Here is a 24,547-nt window from a genome sequence, read left to right on the forward strand (position 1 = left end):
TTCAGTGGGTGAACCGGCCCAGCCAGCCGGCGATCGCTTCCACGGAAGATGGCGTTTCCGCCTCGTCACGCAGCAGGCGATGCACCGCCCGGACGAGTTCCGGGCGGTGTAGCAGTGTCCGCGATGCCGGTCCGGCGCTGCGTGCAGCGAGGGCAAGGCCCAATCCGACGAGCGCCGCCGGATCATCCGGGTCCGCAGCCAGCAGGTTTCGGTACCCTGCCGCGGCCTCCACCATCCGCCCGGCCGCGAAGCACACGTCTGCTCCCGTCGCGCCGGGCACCGACGATGCATACTCGGCGAACCGGGCGGCACCGTCCGGTCCGAGGCGAAGCCGGATCAAGTCCGTGCGAGAGTCTTGCCAGTCCCCGTCCGGGACCGGGGTCGGCACCCGGGGCTCCGCTGGGCCCGTCACGGCGCATCGGGGCCGGGAAAGCCCTTGCCGCCATGCCGTTGCCAGCTCGGCTACGGTGTCGGGGTCAGGACGCAGATGCCTCGTTCGCCAAGCCGCGTAGTGGTCAGCGGCCGCCAGGCCCGCCCATTTTCGGGCGGCTGCAGTGACCGGTTCGACCTGCCACGGTTGGAGCTTCGCCGCGACGCCATCGAGGAACCGGCGGCCGGCCGGAGTCAGGCTCTCGTCGGTTCGCACCGTGACGAGCGTGCGCCAGACTCCTTCGCGCCACAGGGCGAACTCGAAAGCGGCGAGCTGGTGGCCGGGTTGGGCCTCGGCCAGGGCACGCCAGAACGAGGTCACGCCCAAGAACGCATAGATTCCGTGGAGCACGCCGGCGATCGGACGCGGGTCAGGCCGCCATGGTGCGTACAACCTTTCCCGCGGGTCGTCCTCGCTGATCCGGACCAGGTGGAGCAGCCCGCCCAAGCGGATGTGCTGGAACTCGTGGACGAGCGCGGCGGCGAGCGTCGCGGGATCTTCGCCGTAGGCCACGATCGCGCTGCCGAACGCTTCCCCGGTCGAAGCGCTCGGCAGCCGGAACGGCATGGCGGGTGCGGGAACAAGCGAGTCCAGACCCGCGGACATGGCCTCTGCGATGCCGGGCAGGTGCCGGGTGAGCAATCGCCAGGCACCGTCGAGGACGGTTCGCCACGATTCGACCTCGACCGGACGCAGCCGCTCCGGGGGAATCGGCTCGTACAGGCCCCGGTAAGGATCCAGGTCGTCGAGCCGGACCGCGAGCCGGTGGTCGTCGGACCACACCACCGCTTTCCTGAGCCCGGACCACCCCGGTGCGTCGGAATACGGTTGTACGGGCAGGCGTACCACCGAGTGCCGGTTGCGGATTTCCACCACGCCGTGCGAGCTCCGGATGGTGGCGACGGAATACGGTGCCTCGGCCGGCAGGTGCGCCAGTCCGAGAGTGGGCAGCACGACGTTCCCGCGCCACACCGGCAGTTCAACCTCGAAGGAAATTCCGGCTCGAACGGCGGCTGCCGCGGCCAGGCAGTGCACGTACCCGAGGTGAACCCAGAAGGGGCAGACGCCGGCCACGTCGTGCAGGTAGAGCCGGGTCGTGTAGCCGGCCCAAGTCCCGGTGTACGGGTGGGAAAGAATCGTCTCGAGCTCTTGCGGCGCTGCTCGCTCGACCCTGGCCAACAGATCCCATGCCGTTTCCGGCGAGGGCAGCGGGAGATACAGGTCTTCGGATTTGGTGCCCACTTCGACCAGGCCGCGCAGCAACAGCAGTCGGCGGCTTCGCTCGGCGGCACGCAGTTTGCCCACCAGGCCGGGGCCCCCGTCGCCGCGCGCGATCTCGTCGAAGTCCGTCCACAGCAGCTGGTGCCGACCGAGTTCCGGGGTGGTCTCGGGATATTCCGCCAACTCCACGGTCAATCAACCCGTTTCGCGCCGGCGCCGCTTCCGCTTGCGGTTACCGGGATGTGCGCGACGCGTTCCACCGCATGTCGTAGTGCCTTGCGCATTTCGCCGCCGTCCAGCGTGCGCAGTCTGGCGAGCGAAACACCGCCGAGGTCGACGAGCTCCGATTCGAATCCGTCTTCAGCGCCGGAACGAGCTGCCTGCATCACGCTTTCCCTTCTCGCAGGGAGAACGGACCCCGTCGGCCCGCTTTCCATTATCCAGGATTCCGGTCGGTTACGACAGGGACGGACGCCGTGCGTCGTCCAGGTGACGTGCACCGGGCGGCTGGCCGCGGGACGGCCGGCCCAAGTGGTCACGAATGCCGTGCGCCTGCACGTGAAGATGCACCGGCTTTCACCGAGAAGTGCAGCCGTCGCCGCACAGAGCACCAGGAAAGCCGCTCAGGGCATTCCTCTGCCCATCCATGCCGCCAGTTCCTCGACGGTAGGGGCATCGCCGGTTTCGCGCAGCATCCGGTGCACCGCGCGGACGAGTTCGGGCGCGGCGAGCACGGTCCGCCCGACCGGCTCGTCCGCGAGGGACAGGGCCAGGCCGATCAAGGCCGGCGCATGGTCCGGATCGACCGCGAGCTTCGCGGCGTACGCGGTCCGGGCTTCGCCCACCCTGCCGTCGACCAGCAGGCGGTCGGCCTCCAGCGCACCCGGGACCAGCGACCACAATTGCGACAGCCGGGTTTTGCCGTTCTCGCTCAGCCGAATCCGGACCAGGTCGGCGCGGGCATTCGGCCAATCACCGTCCGAAACGGTGTCGAGCTTGCGTTCCGGTGCCGACGGCGGACAGGGGAGACCCTCCTGCCAGGCTCGCGCGAGTCCGGCGACAATCTGAGGTGCGGGGCGCAAGTGGCGGAGCCGCCAACCGGCTTCGTGGTCTGCCTCCAGCGTTTTCGTCCAGTGCGTTGCTTCGCTCCGCGTCGGTTCTTCCTGCCACGGGCCGAGCACGGCGGCCAGCTCGCCGAGGAAACGCCGTCCCGCATCGGTCAGAGCCGGCTCGTCACGGATCGCTTCGAGCGTGCGCCAGCTCTGACTGCGCCAGTGGGCGAACTCGAACGCCGCCACCAGATCGTCCGGGCGGGCTTTGGAGAAGGCTCGCCAGAAGGCCGAGACACCGAAGAACGCGTAGACGCCGTGCACCAGGCCGCCGAGTGGCCGGGGATCTTCACGCCACGGCGCGTAAAGCCGCTCGGTGTGGTCGTCGTCGTGTAGCCGGACCAGCTGCAGGAGCGCACCCAACCGGACGTGCTGGAACTCGTGCACGAGTGCCGCGGCGAGTGTCGCCGGTTCGCCCGGAGTCGTGATGACCGCGCTTCCGAATGCGTCGTCCGTCGATGCGCTGGGGAGCCGGAACGGGACGGCCGGCTCCGGCACGATCGACATCAGGCCGACAGGCATCACCTCGGCGTACTCGGGCAAATGCGCGACGATCAAGCCCCAGGCCTCGCCGAGCACGTTCCGCCAGTTCGCCGATTCGGACTCCGTCAGCCGGGCGGGCGGGATCGGGTGGTACAGGTCGCGATACGGGTCCAGGTCGTCGACCCGCAGCTCGAGGACGTGACCACCGACGTCGAAGCGGAACGTCCGGACCGGGCTCCAAGCCGGCTGCCCGGGGGTGACACGCGAACGTTCACCGAGGATCGTGAAGGCTCCCGCTTCCCCGCGCACCTCGGCGGTGGTGAAGCCGCGGTCCTCGGCGAGCAGAGCCGCTCCCAGTGTCGGCAGTACGACGGTGCCGTCCCAGACCGGTACCCGGATGGTGAAGTCGAGGCGCGCGTGGATTGCCGCCGTCGCGGCGAGCGTGTGCAAGTAGCCGTAGTGCACCCAGAGCGGGCATTCCCCGGCTAGATCCTGTTCGATCAGCCGGGTGGTGTAGCAGGCCCAGCTTCCGGTGTACGGGTGGGCGAGAACCCGCTCCAACGCACGGGAATCGGCTTCCTGGGCTTTGACCAGCAGATCCCAGGCCGTTTCCGAGCCGGCCAGCGGTCCCGTCAGCCGCACGTCGGTCTTCGCGCGATCCACCAGACCGAGCATCAGGAGCAGGCGACGGCTGCGATCCGCGTTGCGCAGGACGTCCATGCCGGCGATCCCGCCGCTCCCGACGGCCAGCTGGTCGAAGGTCTCTTCGGTGATCGAATGCTTTTCCGGCATGAACGCCCGCTGATCCCTCAAGTGCACGTCGAGCCTTCCGGAGCGCTTCAGCTGACGCGGTCCATTCCACCCTGACTGCCACTGGCGGTCACGGACTGGTACGCGGTCCGGTCCACCGCGTGGCGGATCGAACGACCGAGCCCGACCGGGTCGAGCTGAGGCAGCTGAACCAGTGGGATTTCGCTCAGATCAAGGAGTTCGGATTCGAATCCCGGTCGTACAGTGCCATCCGGCGATCGCATAACGGTTCCTCTCGTCCGCAGTACGATGGAAGCGCCGTAAGCTAGCACGAGCCCCGTGCGGCCGTTCGAGGTCCGTCCACATGAAACTCTGCGTTATGCGCGGCGAACAGAGTTGACGGACAAGGCGCGGGCGGTGGTCGAGCCGCTGCTGCCGCCGGTGCAAGGTGGTGGTCGGCGGCACCCTGGCAAGATCCTCGACCGGGTGATCGCCAAAGACGACGCCGTCGGCGACCTGGAGTGGATCATCTCGGTGAACTCCAGCGTGGAGCGGGCACATCAGCACTCGGCCGGTTCCGCGGTGGGCTGGGCACCAAATCCACCTTTGTCAGCCCGAAGCGCAACGACCAGCTCGCCCGCCGCGTCGCTACGGGCGACCGCCTGTCTTGAACCCGGAGGGTTTCAAGCACCGCAACGTGGTCGAACGGTGCTTCAACTGGCTCAAGCAGTTCCGCGACCTGGCCACCGCTACGTCGGACGCGCCGCCTGCTACCCGGCGAACTCACCATCGCCGCCATCGTGCTCTGGCTCCGATGACCTACCGGACAGCTCCTAGACGGCGATGCCGAGGACCGTGTGCAGCAACGTCGCCAGCTCGGCTTCGAAGTGCGGGCGGGACGCCACCCGGCGCGTGCGGGCCAGGTCGTTCGCGATGGTCAGCGCCGCGTGGACCGTGATCTTCGCTTCCCGCGGCGGTAGCGACGGCCGCACTGCCGACAGCAGTGTCACCCACTGGGCCACGTAGTCCCGCTGGACCCGCAGCAGGTCCACCTTGTCGCGGTCCGGCATCGTCACCCGGTCCGCCGAGAACGACACCAGCAGTTCCGGCGTGTGCAGGATCGTGCTCACGTACGACGCCGCCAGGCGGCGGAGCGCGGTCCGCTCGTCCGGTGCCTGGAGGGCCCGCTCCGCGGCTAAGGCCAGGCGATCGGCCGCCCGGTGGCCGATAGCCACCATCAGGGCCGCCTTGCTGGGGAAGTGGCGGTAGACGCTGGGCCCCGCTATGCCCGCCGCCGCTCCGATGTCCTCCATGCTCACCGCGTGGAAGCCTCGCTGGGCGAACAACGTCGTTGCCGCCGCCAGGACCTGCTCGCGGCGGGACGGCGTTCCCAGGCTCACGGCCGCCGAAGGTGGGGGTGCAGACGGCGAAGGCAGTGTGGCGTTCAGCACATCCAGGGCCAGTTCGACCAGTAACGCAGCGAAGCGGCGCCGGGCCACAGACGTGTGGTGGACCGACACGCTGCCGAACACCGACAGCGCCGCCCAGCAGAGGAGCTCCGCGTCTTCGGCCGGCAGCTCCGGGCGGCGGGCCTGCAGGGCCTTCGACCAGGCCGCCAGTGTCAACAGCGACCTGCGGGCGATTTCGCGCTGGTCCTCCTTCGGGAGGTGCCTCCCTTCCCAGCGCCACAACGCCGCGATCTCGCGGCGCTCGACCGCCTGGGTCGCCAGCAGGCCCAGCAACAGTTCCAGCTGGTCAGCAGGGGGAACCGCGTCCGACAGGGCCTCCGCCGTCGCCGCCTCCATCTCCTCGAAGCCGCTCAGGACCACGTACGCCAGGATTGCCTGCTTGTCCGCGAAGTGCCGGTACAGCGCCGGGCCCGTTACGCCCGCCGCGTCCGCTATGTCCTTGATCGACACCCCTGGGAAGCCCCGGGCGCGGAACAGCTCCGCGGCTACCGCGGCCAGCTGGGCCTTGCGGTCGCGGGGACGGGAGCTGCGTTCGGTCATGGTGAGTGAACGATAGCGGCTGATCGCACAGCTGCAACCCATTGACACCATGGGGTTATCCGGAGATATGTTAATGGCCATTAGCCCTACTGGCCGGTATCATCGGCCACGGCACGACGACGTCCGATCCCGCTCGCGAGGAGTTGTTCAGTGAGTAGCGAGGCCTACATCTACGAGGCGATCCGCACGCCTCGCGGCAAGAACAAGGGCGGTGCCCTGCACGGCACCAAGCCGGTCGACCTGGTGGTCGGCCTGATCAACGAATTGAAGGTCCGCCACCCGAACCTCGACCCCGCCGCGATCGACGACATCGTGCTCGGCGTCGTCTCGCCCGTCGGCGAGCAGGGCGCCGTCATCGCGCGCACCGCCGCCCTCAACGCGGGCCTGCCCGAGACCGTCGCCGGCGTGCAGCTCAACCGCTTCTGCGCCTCCGGCCTCGAGGCCACCAACACCGCCGCGCAGAAGGTGCGCTCCGGCTGGGACAACCTGATCATCGCCGGCGGTGTCGAGTCGATGTCGCGCGTGCCGATGGGCTCCGACGGCGGCGCGCTGTTCATGGACCCGGCCACCGCGTACGACAACTACATCGTTCCGCAGGGCACCGGCGCCGACCTGATCGCGACCATCGAGGGCTTCTCCCGCGAGGACGTCGACCGCTGGGCCGTCCGCTCGCAGGACCGCGCCGAGGCGGCCTGGTCCGGTGGCTACTTCGCCAAGTCCGTCGTCCCCGTCAAGGACATCAACGGCGTCACCGTCCTGGACCACGACGAGCACCGCCGCCCCGGCTCCACCGTCGAGAGCCTCGGCAAGCTCAAGCCCGCCTTCGCCGGCATCGGCGAGCTGGGCGGCTTCGACGCCGTCGCGCTGCAGAAGTACCACTCGGTCGAGAAGATCAACCACGTCCACACCGGCGGCAACTCCTCCGGCATCGTCGACGGCGCCGCGCTGGTGCTCGTCGGCTCCGAGCAGGTCGGCAAGACCTTCGGGCTGACCCCGCGCGCCCGGATCGTGGCGACCGCGTCGATCGGCTCCGAGCCGACGATCATGCTCACCGGCCCCACGCCGGCCACCGAAAAGGTGCTGAAGGCCGCGGGCCTCAAGCCCGAGGACATCGACCTGTGGGAGCTCAACGAGGCGTTTGCCTCCGTCGTGCTCAAGTGGATCAAGGACCTGCACCTCGACGAGGAGAAGGTCAACGTCAACGGCGGCGCGATCGCCATGGGCCACCCGCTCGGCGCCACCGGCGCGATGCTGGTCGGCACCGTGGTCGACGAGCTGGAACGCCGCCAGGCGCGCCGCGCCCTGGTGACCCTGTGCATCGGCGGCGGCATGGGCGTCGCGACCATCATCGAGCGGGTGTGAGGACTCCAAATGCCTGAAAGCAAGACCATCCGCTGGGAACAGGACGAAGACGGCATCGTCACCCTGACCCTCGACGACCCCAACCAGTCGGCGAACACGATGAACGCCGACTTCCGCGAGTCGCTCGGCGTCACGGTCGACCGCCTGGAAGCGGAGAAGGACTCCATCACCGGCGTGGTGATCACGTCCGCCAAGAAGACGTTCTTCGCCGGCGGCGACCTGAACGACCTCATCCAGGCCAAGCCCGAGCACGCGGTCGAGCTGACCGAGGGCAGCACCCTGATGAAGGGGCAGATGCGCCGCATCGAGCAGCTCGGCAAGCCGGTCGTCGCGGCGATCAACGGCGCCGCGCTCGGCGGTGGCCTGGAGATCGCGCTGGCGACGCACCACCGCATCGCCGCCGACGTCAAGGGCAGCCAGATCGGCCTGCCCGAGGTGACGCTCGGCCTGCTGCCCGGCGGCGGTGGCGTCGTGCGCACCGTGCGCCTGCTCGGCATCCAGAGCGCGCTGCTGAACGTCCTGCTCCAGGGGCAGCGGCACCGCCCGGCCAAGGCCCTCGAGCTCGGCCTGGTGCACGAGCTCGTCGGCACGGTCGAGGAGCTCGTCCCCGCCGCGAAGGCGTGGATCAAGGCGAACCCCGAGGGCGGCGTCCAGCCGTGGGACGTCAAGGGCTACAAGATCCCGGGCGGCACCCCGTCGAACCCGAGCTTCGCGGCCAACCTCCCGGCGTTCCCGGCGAACCTGCGCAAGCAGATCAAGGGCGCGAACATGCCGGCGCCGCGGGCGATCCTGGCCGCCGCGATCGAGGGCGCGCAGGTCGACTTCGACACCGCGATCCAGATCGAGACGCGCTACTTCATCCACCTCGCCACCGGCCAGGTCTCGAAGAACATGACGAAGGCGTTCTTCTTCGACCTGCAGACCATCAACTCGGGCGGCTCGCGGCCGGACGGCTTCGAGAAGTACACGGCCAAGAAGGTCGGCGTGCTCGGCGCGGGCATGATGGGCGCCGCGATCGCGTACGTCTCGGCGAAGGCCGGCATCGACGTCGTGCTCAAGGACGTCTCGCTCGAGGCGGCCGAGAAGGGCAAGGGCTACGCGGTCAAGCTGGAGCAGAAGGCCCTTTCGCGCGGCAAGACCACGCAGGAGAAGTCGGACGCGCTGCTGGCGAAGATCAAGCCGACCGGCGACCCGGCCGACTTCGCGGGCGTGGACTTCGTCATCGAGGCCGTGTTCGAGAGCGTCGAGCTGAAGCACAAGGTGTTCGGTGAGATCGAGAGCATCGTCAACGCCGACGCGGTCCTGGGCTCCAACACCTCGACGCTGCCGATCACCACCCTCGCCGAGGGCGTGCAGCGGACCGAGGACTTCATCGGCATCCACTTCTTCTCGCCGGTCGACAAGATGCCGCTAGTCGAGATCATCTGCGGTGAGAAGACGTCGCCGGCGACGCTGGCGAAGGTGTTCGACTACACGCTGCAGATCAAGAAGACCCCGATCGTCGTCAACGACAGCCGCGGCTTCTTCACCTCCCGCGTGATCGGCACGTTCATCAACGAGGCCGTCGCCGCGCTGGGCGAGGGCGTCGAGCCGGCGTCGATCGAGCAGGCGGGTTCGCAGGCCGGCTACCCGGCGCCGCCGCTGCAGCTGATGGACGAGCTGACCCTGACCCTGCCGCGCAAGATCCGCAAGGAGACCCGCGAGGCGGTCGAGGCCGCGGGCGGCACGTGGAAGGCGCACGCGTCGGAGGCCGTGATCGACCGGATGGTCGAGGAGTTCGACCGCAAGGGCCGCTCGACGGGCGCGGGCTTCTACGAGTACGACGCCGAAGGCAAGCGCGTCGGCCTGTGGCCGGGCCTGCGTGACGCGTTCAAATCGGGCTCGGCCGAGGTGCCGTTCGAGGACCTCAAGGAGCGGATGCTGTTCGCCGAGGCGCTCGAAACGGTGAAGTGCTTCGACGAAGGCGTGCTGACGTCGGTGGCCGACGCCAACATCGGCTCGATCTTCGGCATCGGCTTCCCGGCGTGGACCGGTGGCGTCATCCAGTACATCAACCAGTACGAGGGTGGCCTGCAGGGTTTCGTCGACCGGGCCCGTGAGCTGGCCGCCCGGTACGGCGACCACTTCGAGCCGCCTGCTTCGCTCGTGGAGAAGGCCGCCAAGGGCGAGATCTACGAATAAGCGCTGACGAAACGGGCCGTTCCCCGCGCGGGGAACGGCCCGTTTCCGTCACAGGGCGACGGCGACTTCCGCGTGCTGCACGCGGTCGTCCCAGCGGCTCAGCGCCCGCCGCCCGGCTTCTTCGACGCGCGCTTCTTCATAGCTGTCTCCGGCGAAGCCGCGTACGGCGTCGAGGTCGGTGAAGAACGTGATCGAGGTGAACTCGACCTCCTCGCCGTCCGTCCGGCGCAGCAGCCGCGCACCGCGGAAGCCGGGCAGGTCCCGCAGGTGCTCCGCCACTTCGGTCTCGTAGTGCCGTTGGTAGTCGTCGGCCGTCGCGGCGGGCGCCCAGCCCCGCCAGGTGCGTGCGATCATCCGGTTCCCCTGTCCGTGAAGGACTGCCGACGGTACAGCGGCTCAGGGCTCCAGCGCGAAGTGCGGCAGCCGGCGGTCCAGCCACCGCGGCAGCCACCAGGCCCGCGCGCCGAGCAGCCGCATGATCGCCGGGACGACCAGGCAGCGGATCACCAGCGCGTCCAGCAGCACCGCGACCGCCAGGCCCAAGCCGAACTGGGCCAGCATGCGGGACGGGTCCAGCAGGAACGCGCCGAACACCAGGACCATGATCGCGCCCGCCGCGGTGATCACCGCTCCCGTCGAGGCCAGGCCTTCGCGCACCGCCAGCTGCGCGTTGCCCGTGCGGCGCCACTCCTCGTGCATCCGCGACACCAGGAACACCTCGTAGTCCATCGACAGCCCGAAGACGATCGCGAAGATCATCACCGGGACGAACGCCTCGATCGGGCCCGGCTGGGCGCCGAACCAGCCGTCGCCGAAGACCAGCGTCATGACGCCGAGGGAAGCGCCGATGCTCAGCAGGTTCAGCAGCGCCGCCTTGAGCGGGATCAGCACCGACCGGAACACCACCATCAGCAGCAACGCCGACAACCCGACCACGACCAGCACGAACAGCGGCAGCCGATCGGCGACGGCGTCCGCGAAGTCCGTCGCGGCCGCCACCGAGCCGCCGACGAGGTAGTGGCCCGGCAACGTCGGCAGCACCTCGGTGCGCAGGCGCGTCACCAGCTCCGCCGTGGCCTCGTCCTGGGGTGACGTCGCCGGGAACGCGAGCACCGTGCGGCCCATCGGCGGCAGCGCGCGGGCGATCCCCGGTGTCGACGCGAGTTTCTGCTGCAGCGCTACGGGGTTGCCGTCCTCGGCCACCACCGCGAGCGGCCCGGTGAAGCCCGGGCCGAAGCCCTCGGCCAGCAGGTCGTAGGCCTTCCGCGTGGTGGAGCCGGCCGGGTCGGTGCTCGCGTCGGCGAACCCCAGCCGCATCCCCGCGGCCGGAATGGACAGTCCGATGAGGACGATCAGGCCGACAGCCAGCGGAGCCAGCGGACGGCGTTGGACGCCGTCGGCGAGCCGTCGCCACGCCTTGCCGTGTTCGCGCCGGAGCGCGTGACGGCGGATCCCGCGTTCGAGCCGCCTGCCGAACAGCGAGAGCAGCGCAGGCAGGAGCGTGACGGACGCGACCATCGTCATCAGAACCGTGAGCGCGACGGACAACGCGACCCCGCGCAGCCCGCCGAGCCCGAGCGCGAGGAGGCCGAGCAGCGCGATGATCACGGTCGTCCCGGCGAACAGGACCGAGCGTCCTGCCGTGTCGAGCGCCCGGCGAGCCGCCGCATCACGGTCGTGGCCGGCGAGGATTTCGGTGCGGTAGCGGGAAAAGATCAGCAGCGCGTAGTCGACGCCGACGCCGAACCCGACCAGCATCATCAGCGGCGCGGTGTAGCTCGCGATGTCGACGAAGTGCGAGACGACCGTGATCACGCCCAGCGTGCTGCCGACGGCGAACACCGCGGTGATGACCGGCAGCCCGGCCGCGAGCAGCGAGCGGAACAGGAACACGAGGATGACCAGCGCGGCGAGCAGGCCGACGCCTTCCGCCGGACCACCCCCGCCGGAAATCCGCTCGATCGGGTCCCCGGCGAGCCCGACCTCGACCGGCCCGGCCCGCTTCGCGGTGTCGGCGAACTTGACGATGTCGTCGTAGGGCAGATCGGTCGAAGCGGCATCGAAAGTGACGGTGGCGTAGCCGATCCGCCCGTCGGGCGAGAGCGTCGTCTCGGACACCGACCGCACGTGCGGCAGGGACCGGACTTCGCCGAGCATGGCGTCGATCGGCGCGCGGTTCGCGGCGAGCCCGCTGTCGGCCTTCAGCACGATCTGCGCGCTCGCGCCGGATTGCGCGGAGTTCTCGAGCAGGTCGACGACCTGCTGGGATTCGGTGCCCGGCAGCGAGTTGTCGTCGTGGAACGCGCTGCCGGCCAGCTGCGAAGTGAACGTGACGCCGATGAGGACCAGGCCCCAGAGCGCGACGGCGAGCCACCGGTGGCGCTGCGCCCAGGCGGCCAGCCGCGCCAGGCTGCCACCGGTCGTACGAGTGATGGTGTCCATGGTGGACAAGGATTCGGGAGCGGGGCCCTACCGCGCGTCGCGCAACGGAGGACACTTCGCGTGCTCCCGGTGGTGTCCCTTAAGGCCGTTCCCGTACACCCGCGGGAGTACGGGTCAGGGAGCCAGCCACCTCGGCGTCACCGCGCCGGACTCGTAGGCGAGCACGACCAGCTGCGCCCGGTCGTGCGTGCCGGTCTTGGTCATGATGCGGCTGACGTGCGTTTTCGCCGTCGCCGGGCTGAGGGTGAGCTCGCGGGCGATCTCGTCGTTCGACAGCCCGGCCGCGACCAGGGACAGCACTTCACGCTCGCGGTCGGTGAGCCGGTCCAGGGCCGGGGACGGCGCCGGGCGGGTGCCGCGGGCGGCGAACTCCGCGATCAGCCGCCGGGTGATCGACGGCGCCAGCAGCGCGTCGCCGCGGGCGACCACGCGCACGGCGTGGATCAGCTCCTCGGGCTCGGTGTCCTTGACCAGGAACCCGCTCGCGCCCGCCCGCAGCGCGCCGTAGACGTCTTCGTCGAGGTCGAACGTGGTGAGGATGACGACCTTGGTCCGCACGCCGGGGTCTTCGAGGAGGTGCCGGGTGGCGGCGAGGCCGTCGAGCACCGGCATCCGGATGTCCATCAGCACGACGTCGGGGTGGTGGTCGTGCGCGGCCTGCAGCGCCTCCCGCCCGTCGGCGGCCTCGGCCACGACGGTGATGTCTTCCTCGCCGTCCAAAATGGACCGAAAGCCGGCGCGGACGAGCCGCTGGTCGTCGACGAGCAGGACCCGGATCATCGGCCCATCATCGCACCGGCAGCCGCGCCTGCACGCGGTAACCGCCGTCTTCGCGCGGCGCCGCGGTCAGTTCGCCGCCGAGTGCCCGCGCGCGTTCGGCCATCCCGCGGATCCCGTTGCCCGCCGGGGCGGGGCCGCCGCGGCCGTCGTCGTCGACCTGGACGGACAGTTCGTCGGCGCCGTAGCCGAGCCGGACGACGACGGTCTTCGCGCCGGCGTGCTTGGCGACGTTCGTCAGCGCCTCCTGCACCACCCGGAACGCGGCGTGCTCGACGTCCGGCGGCAGGTCACGGGCGACGCCGTCGATCTCGGTGCGCACGGTCAGCCCGGACGCGCCGACCGATTCGGCCAGCTCCGCAACCCTCGACAGTGACGGCAGCCCGATCTCGCGGAGCATGCCGAGCGTCGCGCGCAACTCCTGGAGTGCGGTCTTGCTGGCGTCTTTGATCGCTGCCAGTGCCTCCTCGGCCTGTCCGGGGTCACGCCGGTGCAGCGCGGCGCCGGCCTGGACGTTGATCAGCGCGAGGTGGTGGCCGAGGACGTCGTGCAGCTCGCGGGCGATGCGCAGGCGCTCGTCGGTGGCGCGCGCCCGGGCTTCGGCCTCCTTGGTGCGCTCGGCCTCGGCGCGGTAGTGCGCGACGGCGCCGCCGGCGACCAGGGCGACGAACCAGCCGGTCATCAGGAAGAAGGCGAAGTTGTCGACGTGCCGCCCGGTCCGCGAGCCGATCTCGCCGGCGGTGACCCCGGCCATCGCCGCGACGACGAGCAGCGCGGCCCCGCGGATCCGCCCGGCCGCGGCGGCGTTGTAGAGCGCGTAGGCGAAGGCGAGCAGGACGAGCCCGTCGGGGTCGGTGAGGGGGTAGTAGAGCGCGCAGCAGACGAGCGTGAGCGCGGCGACGCTCAGCGGGTAGCGGCGCCGGAAGAAGACAGCGGCGCAGGCGATGAGGGTGAGCACCCAGCCGATGGCTGCGTGGTGCGCGGGCTTCGCGCCGTCGTTGAGGACGGTGAACAGCGACCCCACGAGCACCGCGACGACGACCGCCAGCTCGGTCGCGTACCGCCGTAACCAGGACATACGGAGAGTTTAGGAGAACGGGCGTAACAGCCGGGCGCGTCCGATCGACTCCTGCGGCATTACTTCGTGCTGCTAAGGGAGGCACTCGTGCGGATGAAGCTCGGTGCGGTGCTGGTCGCGGGTCTGCTGGTCGCGGGGTGCGGGACCGGCGCGGTCCCGCCCAAGGACGCGGGCAACCTCGGCGTTCTCGCGCCCACTTCTTCGGCGTCTTCGCCGCCCACCTCCTCGGTCCCGGCGTCTTCGACGCCGGCCGAGACCTCGACTCCCGTTTCGGCGACCGCCGAGGCGCCGCCGGTGGTCGCCGCGACCACCGCGCCCCCGAAAACGACCGCGCCGAAGACCCAAGCCGCGCCGAAGACCACCGCGCAGGCCGCGCCGAAGCCGGCCGAATGCGGGGCCGACTACTACCGGAACTCGGACGGCAACTGCGTCCACCGGCCCAGCGACAACCCCGCGGGCGCCACGGCCCTCTGCAAGGACGGCACCTACAGCTACAGCCAGCACCGCTCGGGCACCTGCTCGGGCCACGGAGGTGTCCGCACCTGGCTGTGACGAACCCGCCACTCGGACGGAAACCCGTCACCCCGTGGGTACAGTGCACGAAGTTGCATGATGCGTACTAAGTACCCACTGGGGGTGTGGTGTGTCCCGTTCCGCGTCGTCGAGTGGCGCGATCGTCGTGGTGCTCGCCTCGTGCGGGCTCGTCGCGTCGTTCATGCAGACGCTGGTCGTGCCGCTGATCCCGGTCTTCCCGCGGCTGCTGCACGCCTCCGCCGCCGACGCCTCCTGGGTCGTCACCGTGACGCTGCTGGCCGCGTCCGTCATCACGCCGGTCAGCGGACGGCTCGGCGACCTCTACGGCAAGCGGCGGATGATCCTCGTCAGCCTCGCCCTGCTCATCGCCGGTTCGGTCGTGTCCGCGACGACCAGTGCGCTCGCGTTCCAGATCCTCGGCCGCGGGCTGCAGGGCTGCGCGATGGGCGTGATCCCGCTCGGCATCAGCATCATGCGCGACGAGCTCCCGCCCGAACGCGTCGGCGGCGCCATCTCGCTGATGAGCGCAACGCTCGGCGTCGGCGGCGCGATCGGGCTGCCGGTCGCGGCCGTCGTCGCCGAGAACGCCGACTGGCACGTGCTCTTCTGGACCGCCGCCGGGCTCGGGCTGGCCTGCGCGCTGCTCATCCTCACCGTGGTACCCGAGTCGCCGCTGCGGACGCCGGCGCCGTTCGACTACTTCGGGGCGTTCGGGCTGGCGGCCGGGCTGCTCTGCCTGCTGCTGCCGGTGGTCAAGGGCGGCACGTGGGGCTGGACCAGCGCGCCGACGCTCGGGCTGGCCGCGGCCGCCGTCGTCGTCCTGCTCGGCTGGGGTGCCTACCAGCTGCGGCGCCGCGATCCGCTGGTCGACCTGCGGGTGTCCGCGCGCCGCCCGGTGCTGTTCACGAACCTCGCGTCGATCATGGTCGGCTTTGCCCTGTACGCCATGGCGTTGTCGTTCCCGCAGCTGCTGCAGGCGCCGGCGTCGACCGGCTACGGGCTGGGCCAGACCATGGTCGAGTCCGGCCTCACGCTGGCCCCGAACGGCCTGGTGATGATGCTGCTCTCGCCGGTTTCGGCGCGGCTCATCGCCCGGTTCGGCCCGCGCCCGACGCTGATCAGCGGCGCGCTGGTGATCGCCGCCGGGTACGCGTTCGCGATCGTGCTGATGGACAACGCGGCCGAACTGATCACGGCGTCGGTGATCATCGGGGCCGGCGTCGGCATCGCGTACGCGGCCATGCCCGCGCTGATCATGGGGTCGGTGCCGGTCACCGAAACCGCGTCGGCGAACGGCCTGAACTCCCTGATGCGCTCGGTCGGCACGGCGATTTCCAGCGCGGTGATGGCAGCGATGCTGGCCCAGCTCACGATCAGCGTCGGCGGCGTGCCGGTGCCGTCCCTGCCCGGCTTCCGCGCGACGTTCGCGGTGGCCGCGTTCGCCGCGCTGGCGGGCGCGCTGCTGGCGGCGCTGGTGCCGCGGACGCGGACCGCGCCCGAGCTGGTCGCCGCCTAGTTCTTGCGCGCCACCAGGGCCAGGCCGCCGCACTCCGCCGGGTTCGGCGGCATTTCCGCGGGGTCGTCGGGCCGCCACTCGGGGATGAACACGATGCCCGGGTCGACGATCTCGAAGCCGTCGACCAGGGTCCGGAGCTCGTCGGCCGAGCGCGGCGTCACCGGGTTCGCGCTCTTCTGGTACATCGCGACTGCGCGGGCGGTGTCGTCGCTCTGCTGCTCGTAGGTGGCGGACGACAGGGCGAGGTAGCTGCCGGGCGCGAGCGCGTCGCGGTAGGCGGCGATCAGGCCGGCCGGGTTGCGCTCGTCCGGGATGAAGTGCACGAACAGCGCCATCACCACCATCACCGGCTGGTCCAGGTCCAGCATCATCTCGGTGATGTCGTGTTCGAGGACGTCGTCGGGGAACTCGGCGTCGGCGTGCACCATGGCCGCGTTCTCGTTGTCCTCCAGCACGATCTCACTGTGCGCCACGGCCACCGGCTCGTTGTCGACGTAGACGACGCGCGCATTGGCGTCGACGGCCTGGGCGACCTCGTGCACGTGCCCGACGGTCGGCATGCCGGAGCCGATGTCGAGGAACTGCCGGATGCCCTGGTCCATGCCGAACCGGATGGCGCGGCGCAGCCACTGCCGGTTGAGCCGCGCCCGCTCCCGGGCGTTCGGCTGCGCGGCCAGCACCTGCTCGGCGAACATCCGGTCGACGGCGTAGTTGAGCTGACCGCCGAGGATGTAGTCGTACACGCGCGCGGCGTTGGGCTTGTCGAGGTCGATGCCCCGCCGCGCGTACTCGTCTTCGCTCATCCGCCGCTCCCCGGAGTCAGGTGTGCAGCGAGAATAGCCGCTCAGTTCTTGCGGGCCACCAGGGCCAGCTGGCTGGCCAGCTCCGGATGCTCGCCGACTTCGGCCGGATCGTCCGGACGCCACTCCGGCGTGAACACGATCCCCGGCGGCAGGACCTCGAACCCCGCCACCAGTGCGCGCAGCTCCTCCTTCGAGCGCGCGACGACGTCGGTTCCGCTCTGCCGGTACAGCTCCGCCGCGCGCCGGACCTCTTCGCCCTGCCCCTCGAACGTGCCCGACGACAACGCCAGGTAACTCCCCGGGACGAGCGCGTCCCGGTAGGCCGCGATCAACCCCGCCGGGTTCCGGGAGTCCGGGATGAAGTGGATGAACGCCGCCATGATCAGCATCACCGGCTCGGTGAAGTCCAGCAGCCGCTCGGTCGTCGGGTGCTCGAGGACGTCCGCCGGGAATTCCGCGTCCGCCCGCACCATCTCCGCGTTGGCGTTGTCCTGCAGGACGATCTCGCTGTGCGCGACGGCGATCGGCTCGTTGTCGACGTAGACCACCCGCGACGTCGGGTCGATCGACTGGACGATCTCGTGCACGTGCCCGGCCGTCGGCATGCCCGAGCCGATGTCCAGGAACTGGCGGATCCCCTGCGCAGCGCCGAAGCGCACGGCGCGGCGCAGCCACCGGCGGTTGAGCACGGCCAGTTCCCTGGCCTCCGGCCGCACCTGGAGGATCCGCTCGGCGAACTCCCGGTCGATCGCGTAGTTGAGTTTGCCGCCGATCAGGAAGTCGTACACGCGGGCCGCGTTCGGCTTGTCGAAGTCGATCCCGCGGGGCGCGTGCCCGCCGGTCATCAGCGCTCCTTGCGGGCCACCAGCGCGAGGCCGCCCGACTGCTCCGGCTTGTCTTCGAGCGGCTCGTCCGGACGCCATTCCGGGGTGAACACGATCCCCGGCGGCAGGATCTCGAAGCCCTTCACCAGCGCCCGCAGTTCGTCCGGCGACCGCAGTGTCAGGGGCGTGCCGCTCTTCTCGTACAGCGCGACCGAGCGCTGGGACTCCTCGCCCTGGCCCTCCCACGTGCCCGACGACAGCGCGAGGTAGCTGCCCGGCGCGAGGACGTCGCGGTAGGCGCCGATCAGCCCGGCCGGGTCCCGCGAGTCCGGGATGAAGTGCACGAACGCCGCCATGATCACCATCACCGGCTCGGTGAAGTCCAGCAGTGCCTCGGTGACCGGGTGCTCCAGCACTTCGGCCGGGTACTCGGCGTCGGCCTGGACCATGGCCGCGTTCTCGTTGCCCTCCAGCACGATCTCGCTGTGCGCGACGGCGATCGGCTCGTTGTCGACGTAGACCACCCGCGACGCCGGGTCGATCGACTGGACGACCTCGTGCACGTGGCCGACTGTCGGCATCCCCGAACCGATGTCGAGGAACTGCCGGACGCCCTGCTCCGCGGCGAACCGCACGGCGCGGCGCAGCCACGCCCGGTTGGTCAGCGCCATGTGCTGGGCGTTCGGCAGCACACTGAGGATCCGGTCGGCGAAGACGCGGTCGACGGCGTAGTTGAGCTTGCCGCCGATCATGTAATCGTACACGCGCGCGGCGTTCGGTCTTTCGAGGTCGATGCCCCGCTTCGCGTGTTCGCCTTCGCTCATCCGCCGCTCCCGGGCTCGAAAGGTGTGACGGGAGGATAGTGCGTTCTAGAGCAGCGGCGGCACCACGGCGTCGATGAGGTGCGGACCGGGCTCGGCGAAGGCCCGCTGGAGCTGCTCGGCGAGCTCTTCGGCGGTGGTGGCGCGCGACGCGGGCACGCCCATGCCCTCCGCGATCTTCACGAAGTCCATGTCCGGCCGGGAAAGATCGAGCAGGTCGTTCGCCTTCGGGCCGCCCGAGGCCGCGCCGACGCGCTGCAGTTCCAACCGCAGGATCGCGTACGCGCGGTTGTTGAGCAGCACGGTCGTGACGTTCAGGTTTTCCCGAGCCTGTGTCCACAGCGCCGAGATCGTGTACAGCGCACTGCCGTCGGACTGCAGGTTCAGCACCGGCCGGTCCGGCGCCGCGACGGCCGCGCCGGTCGCCACCGGCATGCCGTAGCCGATCGCGCCGCCGGTCAGCGTCAGGACGTCGTGGCGCGGCGCACCGGCCGTCGCCATCGGCAGCATCAGGCCGGACGTGTTGGCCTCGTCGGCGATGATCGCGTTCTCCGGCAGCAGCGCCCCGATCACCTCGACCCAGTTCTGCGGCGTCAGCGGCCCGCTCGGCAAAGCCGGCCGCGATTCCGGCGCCAGCACGGGCTCGGTGTCCGCGGCGACCAGGTCGGCGACTTCGTTCAGCGCGCGCGTGACGTCCTGCGCGACCGACGCGAGCGTGTGCACCTGGGCGCCTTCGGGGACCAGATCGCTCGCCTTGCCCGGGTAGGCGAAGAACGACACCGGTGCCTTCGTGCCCGCGACGACGACGTGCTTGATCCCGTCGAGCTGGTAGGCGACCTGCTCGGCGAGGTAGCCCAGCCGCTCGATCGACGGCAGCCCGGCGCCGCGCTCCAGGCGCGCCGGGAACGTTTCGACGAACACCTTGGCACCGGTCGCGGCGCCGATGCGGCTGGCGGCGCGCAGGCCCTCCTCGCGGCACGCGCTCCCGCCGACGAGCAGCGCCACCGGCTCCCCGGTGCCGAACACCGCGGCGACGTCCTTGACGGTCGTCGCGTCGACGGCCTGCGGCACGCGCGGCGGGATCGGCGCGCAGGTCTCGCCGCCTTCGCCCCACGAAGCGTCCGCGGGCAGGATCAGCGTGGCGACCCGGCCGGGCGCGTCCTGGGCCGCCGCGACCGTGGCGGCGGCGTCCGCCCCGACGTCCTTCGTGTGCTCCGAGCGGCGCACCCAGCCTTCCAGCGAGCCGGCGACGGCCTCGATGTCCGACTCCAGCGGCGCGTCGTACTGCTTGTGGTAGGTCGCGTGGTCGCCGACGACGTTGACGATCGGCGTGTGCGCGCGGCGCGCGTTGTGCAGGTTCGCCAGGCCGTTGCCCAGGCCGGGGCCGAGGTGCAGGAGCGTTGCGGCGGGCTTGCCCGCGATCCGCGCGTACCCGTCGGCCGCGCCGGTGACGACGCCTTCGAACAGCGCCAGCACGCCCCGCATCTCCGGGACGGTGTCGAGGGCGGCGACGAAGTGCATCTCGGACGTGCCCGGGTTGGCGAAGCACACCTCGACACCGGCGTCGACCAGCGTGCGGATCAGGGACTGGGCGCCGTTCAGCTCGCTCATGCTTTTCCTTCGGGGAAGAGAACGCCGGGGTTGAGGATCCCGGCGGGGTCGAAGCTCTGCTTGATCCGGCGCATCAGCTCGATCTTCGCCGGGTCTTCGAGTTCGGCGTGGTAGTGCGCCTTGGTGCGGCCGAGGCCGTGCTCGCCGGAGATCGCGCCGCCGAGTTCCATGGCGTACGCGAAGATGTCGGTGAGCAGCTGCTTCCGCTTGGCGTCGTCCTTGCAGAAGATGCCGAGGTGGACGTTGCCGTCGCCGGCGTGCCCGCAGCCGAGCGCGCCGCCGCCGGCGGCCATCGCGAGTTCCCGCGCCTTCGCGATGAACCGCGGCATCGCGGTCCGCGGCACGACGACGTCGATCACGTCGTCCGCGCCGACCGCCTTCGCGGTCCAGAAAGCCTTTTCGCGGGCCTCGATGAGCTTGCGCGCGGAGTTGCCCTCCAGTACGTACACGTCGACCGCGCCGAGCTCGCCGAGCAGCTCGCCGACCGTTTCGACGTCCTCCTCGAGGCGGCCGCTCTCGCGGTTCTCCAGCGCGACCACGAGGTAGGCCTCGCACGTCTCGCGGATCTTGTCCGGCACGCCGAGTTCGAGCTTCTCGTTGTAGACGATGGCGGCCATCGTCAGGTTGTCGATGTACTCCAGGATGTGCGGCGCGAGCCCGCTGGACACGACCGCGGGCACGGCGGCCATCACCTGTTCGAAATCGCCGAAGGGGGCGAGCACGGTGGCGCCGTGGGCCAGCCGCGGGTGCAGCTTGACGGTGATCTCGGTGGCCAGCGCGAGGGTGCCCTCGGACCCGATGATCAGCTGCGTGAGGTCGTAGCCGGTGGAGATCTTCGACGTCTTGCCGCCGGTCCGGATGATCTCGCCGGTCGGCAGCACCGCCTGCAGGCCGAGCACGTTGTTGCGGGTGACGCCGTACTTGACCGCGCGCATGCCGCCGGCGTTGGTGCCGACGTTCCCGCCGACGCTCGCGCTGAGCTCACCGGGGTACACGGTGTAGCCGAGCCCGGCCTCGGCGGTCCGGGCGTCGAGCTCGGCGAGGGTCACGCCGGGCTGGACGACGGCGACGTGGTTCCCGGTGTCGACTTCGAGGACGGCGTTCATCCGCTCGAAGGAGATCAGCAGGCCGTCCGCCTGCGGCCGGGCCGCCCCGGACAGCCCGCTGCCGGAGCCTCGGGCGGTCACGGGGACGTGGTACTCCGAAGCGGCCTTCAGCAGCTCCGCGACTTCTTCGGCCGTTGCCGGCTTCGCGACGTACGCAGGCTTCTGCGGCTCCGCCGTCAGCGCTTCGTCGTGCGCGTAGTCCTCCGAGATCGCCTCGCCCGTCAGCAGGTTTCTGTCCCCGACGATCTCGGCCAGGCGTGCTGCCACGTCGCCCATCGGCAGTTTCTCCTCCGCGCCGTCGCTGTGGTTACCGCAGCGTAGTACGTACCGGCGGTACGCCGCCATGAAGGGTTTTCACGTTCTTCGGAGGCGCCTCCCTGCCGCGTCGGCGTTTCTTGCTCCATTCAGGTAGAACTGCCGCTATTGCCCGTCAGGCCCGCTCTGCCCGTGCTTCTCCTTGATCGGAGGCACCGTCGCGAGCGGTCGGAGGGGCGGAACATGAATGGTCTCGACCCGCTGTTGCGGGAAGTGCGCGAGCTGATCGACCGCCCGCGCTGGAGGTGGTCCGAGAAACACCGGGACCTGCGCGGGGAGCAGGCTCTGCCGTTGCTGTGCCTGATCGGCGAGCCGGGGGCCACCGAAGCCGTGACCGAGGCGCTGGCCGCCCGGCTCAACCCGGATCCGCGTCAGTTCGACCGGGTGCCGTCGCGGCTGATCCCGTCCGCCTCGGTCGACGCCGCCCTGATCACCGTCGATGGCGGGGACGGCCGTCCCGTGCTGCCGCTGCTCAACCACCTGGTCAAGAACCTGAGCTCGGACCGGTTCGGGGCGGGCAAGGAGATCCCGTTCCACACCTTCCGCCTGGTGGACTGGCTGACCCGGCACCGCCAGTCCACGCTCGAACGCAACCAGCAGGCCCCGCTGCGCTCGAAGCTCCTCGAGTGGTACGCCCCGACCTCGCCCGATGGCGAAGGCACCGAACTGCTCAGCCGCATGGTGGGCGCAGTGGCGCCGGAAAAGGCGCTCGACCTGACCAGGCTGATGCCGCGGCTGCTGTCCCGGTTCGGGCGGTGGCTGTGGTTGCGGGGGCTTCGCGGCGGTGAGCCGCGGTGGCTGATGCGGCAGCGGTTCATGGTGCCCAAGCATTCCGCCGATTTTCTGGGGTTCGCCCGGCGGCTGACCACCGACGCCCGCGAGAACGAGAACCTCGAACAACTGAAGCTGCTCCTGGTCCGCGCTTTTCTGCGGGATCTGCGCCGGTTCTACGGCACTCGCACCTGGTGGCTGCGCCGGTGGCGGCGCACCGCCTACCTCACCGCCGTCCTCCACGGGATCACCGAGGCCAACGGCGGCTGGGAGCTCCTGCACCTGATCAACGACGTGCGCAACCAGACCGGCGAGCACGACCCGTTGCTGGTGATCGCGACCGCGACGGACCTCCCGGACAGCCTCGACGTCAAACCCGGCTCGGTGCGCACGATCAAGGCCGACGTCGCCGACTGGAAGAAATACCTGCCACGGCGACGGCAGCAGTTCCGGCCGGCCGCCCGGTTCCTCGTCATCCGGCTCGACGGCGAAGACCCGGCGTCCTGGCACGACGCGGACAGCGGCCGGCACTGGGAGCCGAGGAAGATCCCCTGGTTCGCCCGCAAACCGGCCGTGGTCGCCGCGGTGCTGTTGCTCCTGGCCGGGACGGGCGCGAGCACGATGGCGATGCTGCCGGAACCCGTCCCCGACCCGTGCGGGGTCGCCGGGTTCCCCGAGGCCGGCGCCGTCCTCATGCCGGAGACCGGGGAATGCGTCGGGGTGAGTGCCGGGGGTTACGTCTTCGGCAGCACGGGCAAGCTGCGCAAGGCCCAGGAGGCGGTGTTCGAGCAGAACGAGATCGCGGAGCGCCTGCACGACACCAACCCCGACCGCTCGATCGTCACGCTGGTCTATTTCGCCGAACTGACCCATCCCGACACCCGGGAAGGCACCGACGACGCCGAGGCGGAAGAGGTGACCGGGCTGCTGATCCAGCAGTCGCAGTACAACACGGTGGGCAACTCCACCGAGGACGCCCTGAACCCGCTGCTGCGGATCGTGGTCGCCAACGGTGGCTACCAGATGCGGCACGCGCGGCGCACGGTCGATCGGTTCATCGCGCCGCTCGCCGAGCGGGACCCGACGGTGATGGGTGTCGTGGGCGGCGGACGGAGTGTCACCCAGACCGAGAGCGCCATCGGCGCGCTCGGGGCGTTCGGCATTCCCATCGTGGCCACGACGCTGACCGGGGACTCGTTGCCCGCATTGTCACCGCTGTACTTCCAGATGGTCGCGGGCAACCGCCCGCAGGCGCGGCTGGTCGCCGAGTACGCCGCGGCCACCCGGCGGACGGTGACCGTCTACCACCCCGACCTCGTGCAGGAGCCCGACCAGTACCTCGGCACGTTGCACGACCGGTTCGCCGAACTCGCGCACGGGCAATCGTCGATCCGCTTGCGCCAGTGGCGCACCCCGTCGACGGTGGAGGTCGACTGCCGCGCGGACGACATCGCCTTCTACGCGGGCCGCGAGACCGGCTTCACCGACTTCCTCAACCACGTCCTCGACGGCTGCCCGGCCACCGGCAAGCCCACCATCATCGGCGACGACGCCGTGACCCGGTTCATCGCCCAGGGTGAGAGCCGCCGGTCCGACCGGTTCTCCAACGTTTCGCTCGGGTACGTGTCGCTGGCCAACAGGGTCGTGCTCGCCGGCAGTTCCTGCGTCTCCGAGGGAAAGCCCGCCGCCGTGGGCAGCGACCCGGACGGTCAGCGGCCGCTGACCATCTTCTGCGCCGGGCTGAGAGGGCTGTACTCGCCGCGGGACGACCGGCCGGCCGGCTGGCGGGCCTTCGGAGCGGAACTCGCCGCGCACGGCGGTAACCGTCGCTGGACCGGAGAGCGCGTCGGGACCGCCTACGATGCGGCCGGGATGTACCTGACCGCCGTGAACCGCAACAAGCTCCGTGCGGTCCCCGAGGCGGGCAAGCTCGCCCCGAACCGGGCGACGGTCGCCCAGGAGTTCCGCGAGTTCGACTGCTCCGACTCGATGAGCGCCGCCTGTTTCAAGGGCGTATCGGGCCGGATCGACTTCCGGGCCGGCCGCGACGGAGCCGGGCGACCGCTGGCCGTCGTCACCATCGACGACATCACCGCCGTCGACGCCAACCCCGTCTGCACCTTCCGCTTCCAAGACAGCGCGCCCTGCCCTTGAGCGCGTCCGCAGCTCAGTTCGCTGTGGTCAGCGCGTCCTGGAGCAGGGCCAGCGCCTGCCTCGCGACGACGTTGAACAGGCCCATGGTCGTGTCCGGCCGGGCGAACACGACCAGCAGGACGGGACCCTGCACGGGGAAGACGCAGATGCGGCCGAGCGAGCCCTGGAACATCGCGCCGCGGGCCTCGCCGAGGCCGGCCTACCCGATGAACCTCGTAGCGAGCCCGATCGCGGCGGCCATGGCCGCCAC

At 70.4% G+C, this 24,547-nt stretch carries 19 protein-coding genes; 5 read left to right on the forward strand and 14 right to left on the reverse strand.

The window, feature by feature from the left end; all coding sequences use genetic code 11:
- Position 1: 1 nt before the first annotated feature.
- From IE317_RS21775 to IE317_RS21795, 4 genes are all read right to left on the reverse strand, one after another.
- The gene (locus IE317_RS21775; RefSeq protein ID WP_229902838.1) at positions 2-1,840 is read right to left on the reverse strand and encodes an HEXXH motif domain-containing protein; all 1,839 of its coding nucleotides are present in this window, start codon (positions 1,838-1,840) and stop codon (positions 2-4) included.
- A gap of 2 nt (positions 1,841-1,842) precedes the next feature.
- Complete coding sequence (locus IE317_RS21780; protein WP_191312873.1) at positions 1,843-2,040, reverse strand: hypothetical protein; 198 nt, start codon at positions 2,038-2,040, stop codon at positions 1,843-1,845.
- A 234-nt stretch (positions 2,041-2,274) separates the two neighbouring features.
- Positions 2,275-4,035, reverse strand: coding sequence for an HEXXH motif domain-containing protein (locus tag IE317_RS21785; protein WP_191312875.1), 1,761 nt, complete (start codon positions 4,033-4,035; stop codon positions 2,275-2,277).
- Between the two features lie 791 nt (positions 4,036-4,826).
- A complete protein-coding gene (locus tag IE317_RS21795) occupies positions 4,827-6,002 on the reverse strand; it encodes a TetR/AcrR family transcriptional regulator (protein ID WP_191312877.1) in 1,176 nt (391 codons plus the stop codon).
- A gap of 150 nt (positions 6,003-6,152) precedes the next feature.
- Between IE317_RS21795 and IE317_RS21800 the strand changes: the two genes are divergently transcribed.
- Both IE317_RS21800 and IE317_RS21805 read left to right on the forward strand, forming a co-directional pair.
- Positions 6,153-7,364 (forward strand): acetyl-CoA C-acetyltransferase, encoded by a 1,212-nt coding sequence (locus tag IE317_RS21800; RefSeq protein ID WP_191312879.1) that lies wholly within the window; start codon positions 6,153-6,155, stop codon positions 7,362-7,364.
- Between the two features lie 9 nt (positions 7,365-7,373).
- Positions 7,374-9,545, forward strand: a complete 2,172-nt coding sequence (locus IE317_RS21805) for a 3-hydroxyacyl-CoA dehydrogenase NAD-binding domain-containing protein (protein ID WP_191312881.1) — start codon at positions 7,374-7,376, stop codon at positions 9,543-9,545.
- Between the two features lie 48 nt (positions 9,546-9,593).
- Here the strand turns inward: IE317_RS21805 and IE317_RS21810 are convergent, their stop codons facing one another.
- From IE317_RS21810 to IE317_RS21825, 4 genes are all read right to left on the reverse strand, one after another.
- Positions 9,594-9,899, reverse strand: a complete 306-nt coding sequence (locus IE317_RS21810) for an antibiotic biosynthesis monooxygenase family protein (RefSeq protein WP_191312883.1) — start codon at positions 9,897-9,899, stop codon at positions 9,594-9,596.
- A gap of 42 nt (positions 9,900-9,941) precedes the next feature.
- Positions 9,942-11,987 (reverse strand): MMPL family transporter, encoded by a 2,046-nt coding sequence (locus IE317_RS21815; protein WP_191312886.1) that lies wholly within the window; start codon positions 11,985-11,987, stop codon positions 9,942-9,944.
- A gap of 114 nt (positions 11,988-12,101) precedes the next feature.
- Positions 12,102-12,767 (reverse strand): response regulator, encoded by a 666-nt coding sequence (locus IE317_RS21820; protein WP_191312888.1) that lies wholly within the window; start codon positions 12,765-12,767, stop codon positions 12,102-12,104.
- Between the two features lie 7 nt (positions 12,768-12,774).
- A complete protein-coding gene (locus tag IE317_RS21825; protein WP_191312889.1) occupies positions 12,775-13,842 on the reverse strand; it encodes a sensor histidine kinase in 1,068 nt (355 codons plus the stop codon).
- 93 nt (positions 13,843-13,935) lie between these two features.
- Here IE317_RS21825 and IE317_RS21830 point away from each other — a divergent pair, with 93 nt between their 5' ends.
- Together IE317_RS21830 and IE317_RS21835 are read left to right on the forward strand one after the other, a co-directional pair.
- Complete coding sequence (locus tag IE317_RS21830) at positions 13,936-14,394, forward strand: DUF3761 domain-containing protein (protein ID WP_191313021.1); 459 nt, start codon at positions 13,936-13,938, stop codon at positions 14,392-14,394.
- A gap of 163 nt (positions 14,395-14,557) precedes the next feature.
- Positions 14,558-15,892: an MFS transporter gene (locus IE317_RS21835; protein WP_229902845.1), complete on the forward strand. Its 1,335-nt coding sequence runs from the start codon at positions 14,558-14,560 to the stop codon at positions 15,890-15,892.
- Here IE317_RS21835 and IE317_RS21840 read toward each other — a convergent pair.
- The 5 genes from IE317_RS21840 to IE317_RS21860 are packed head-to-tail and all read right to left on the reverse strand — an operon-like array spanning position 15,889 to position 21,333.
- Positions 15,889-16,695, reverse strand: a complete 807-nt coding sequence (locus IE317_RS21840; protein WP_191312891.1) for an SAM-dependent methyltransferase — start codon at positions 16,693-16,695, stop codon at positions 15,889-15,891. The genes IE317_RS21835 and IE317_RS21840 overlap by 4 nt on opposite strands.
- Positions 16,696-16,736: 41 nt before the next feature.
- Entirely contained in the window at positions 16,737-17,540 is an 804-nt protein-coding gene (locus IE317_RS21845) for an SAM-dependent methyltransferase (protein WP_191312893.1), read from the reverse strand.
- Positions 17,540-18,343 (reverse strand): SAM-dependent methyltransferase, encoded by an 804-nt coding sequence (locus IE317_RS21850; RefSeq protein WP_191312895.1) that lies wholly within the window; start codon positions 18,341-18,343, stop codon positions 17,540-17,542. The genes IE317_RS21845 and IE317_RS21850 overlap by 1 nt, the downstream gene beginning before the upstream one ends.
- Positions 18,344-18,388: 45 nt before the next feature.
- Complete coding sequence (locus tag IE317_RS21855) at positions 18,389-19,951, reverse strand: acetolactate synthase large subunit (protein ID WP_191312897.1); 1,563 nt, start codon at positions 19,949-19,951, stop codon at positions 18,389-18,391.
- Positions 19,948-21,333, reverse strand: a complete 1,386-nt coding sequence (locus IE317_RS21860; RefSeq protein ID WP_191312899.1) for an FAD-binding oxidoreductase — start codon at positions 21,331-21,333, stop codon at positions 19,948-19,950. Before IE317_RS21860 ends, IE317_RS21855 begins: the two co-directional genes overlap by 4 nt.
- A 222-nt stretch (positions 21,334-21,555) precedes the next feature.
- On the opposite strand from IE317_RS21860, the gene IE317_RS21865 reads away from it, so the two are divergent.
- Positions 21,556-24,297 (forward strand): hypothetical protein, encoded by a 2,742-nt coding sequence (locus IE317_RS21865; protein WP_191312900.1) that lies wholly within the window; start codon positions 21,556-21,558, stop codon positions 24,295-24,297.
- A 13-nt stretch (positions 24,298-24,310) separates the two neighbouring features.
- On the opposite strand, the gene IE317_RS44635 is transcribed toward IE317_RS21865, so the two are convergent.
- Positions 24,311-24,469: a hypothetical protein gene (locus IE317_RS44635; RefSeq protein WP_229902839.1), complete on the reverse strand. Its 159-nt coding sequence runs from the start codon at positions 24,467-24,469 to the stop codon at positions 24,311-24,313.
- Positions 24,470-24,547 lie beyond the last annotated feature (78 nt).

The organism is Amycolatopsis bullii, from assembly GCF_014654205.1.
GTDB lineage: Bacteria > Actinomycetota > Actinomycetes > Mycobacteriales > Pseudonocardiaceae > Amycolatopsis > Amycolatopsis plumensis.

Bases quoted from the DNA above. Each gene is read 5' to 3' on its own strand.
- IE317_RS21785 (WP_191312875.1), bottom strand. From the start codon at position 4,035: ATGCCGGAAAAGCATTCGATCACCGAAGAGACCTTCGACCAGCTGGCC.
- IE317_RS21835 (WP_229902845.1), top strand. From the start codon at position 14,558: ATGCAGACGCTGGTCGTGCCGCTGATCCCGGTCTTCCCGCGGCTGCTG.
- IE317_RS21850 (WP_191312895.1), bottom strand. From the start codon at position 18,343: ATGAGCGAAGGCGAACACGCGAAGCGGGGCATCGACCTCGAAAGACCG.
- IE317_RS21795 (WP_191312877.1), bottom strand. From the start codon at position 6,002: ATGACCGAACGCAGCTCCCGTCCCCGCGACCGCAAGGCCCAGCTGGCC.
- IE317_RS21855 (WP_191312897.1), bottom strand. From the start codon at position 19,951: ATGAGCGAGCTGAACGGCGCCCAGTCCCTGATCCGCACGCTGGTCGAC.
- IE317_RS21825 (WP_191312889.1), bottom strand. From the start codon at position 13,842: ATGTCCTGGTTACGGCGGTACGCGACCGAGCTGGCGGTCGTCGTCGCG.
- IE317_RS21805 (WP_191312881.1), top strand. From the start codon at position 7,374: ATGCCTGAAAGCAAGACCATCCGCTGGGAACAGGACGAAGACGGCATC.
- IE317_RS21865 (WP_191312900.1), top strand. From the start codon at position 21,556: ATGAATGGTCTCGACCCGCTGTTGCGGGAAGTGCGCGAGCTGATCGAC.
- IE317_RS21860 (WP_191312899.1), bottom strand. From the start codon at position 21,333: ATGGGCGACGTGGCAGCACGCCTGGCCGAGATCGTCGGGGACAGAAAC.
- IE317_RS21820 (WP_191312888.1), bottom strand. From the start codon at position 12,767: ATGATCCGGGTCCTGCTCGTCGACGACCAGCGGCTCGTCCGCGCCGGC.
- IE317_RS21845 (WP_191312893.1), bottom strand. From the start codon at position 17,540: ATGACCGGCGGGCACGCGCCCCGCGGGATCGACTTCGACAAGCCGAAC.
- IE317_RS21830 (WP_191313021.1), top strand. From the start codon at position 13,936: ATGAAGCTCGGTGCGGTGCTGGTCGCGGGTCTGCTGGTCGCGGGGTGC.
- IE317_RS44635 (WP_229902839.1), bottom strand. From the start codon at position 24,469: ATGTTCCAGGGCTCGCTCGGCCGCATCTGCGTCTTCCCCGTGCAGGGT.
- IE317_RS21810 (WP_191312883.1), bottom strand. From the start codon at position 9,899: ATGATCGCACGCACCTGGCGGGGCTGGGCGCCCGCCGCGACGGCCGAC.
- IE317_RS21840 (WP_191312891.1), bottom strand. From the start codon at position 16,695: ATGAGCGAAGACGAGTACGCGCGGCGGGGCATCGACCTCGACAAGCCC.
- IE317_RS21815 (WP_191312886.1), bottom strand. From the start codon at position 11,987: ATGGACACCATCACTCGTACGACCGGTGGCAGCCTGGCGCGGCTGGCC.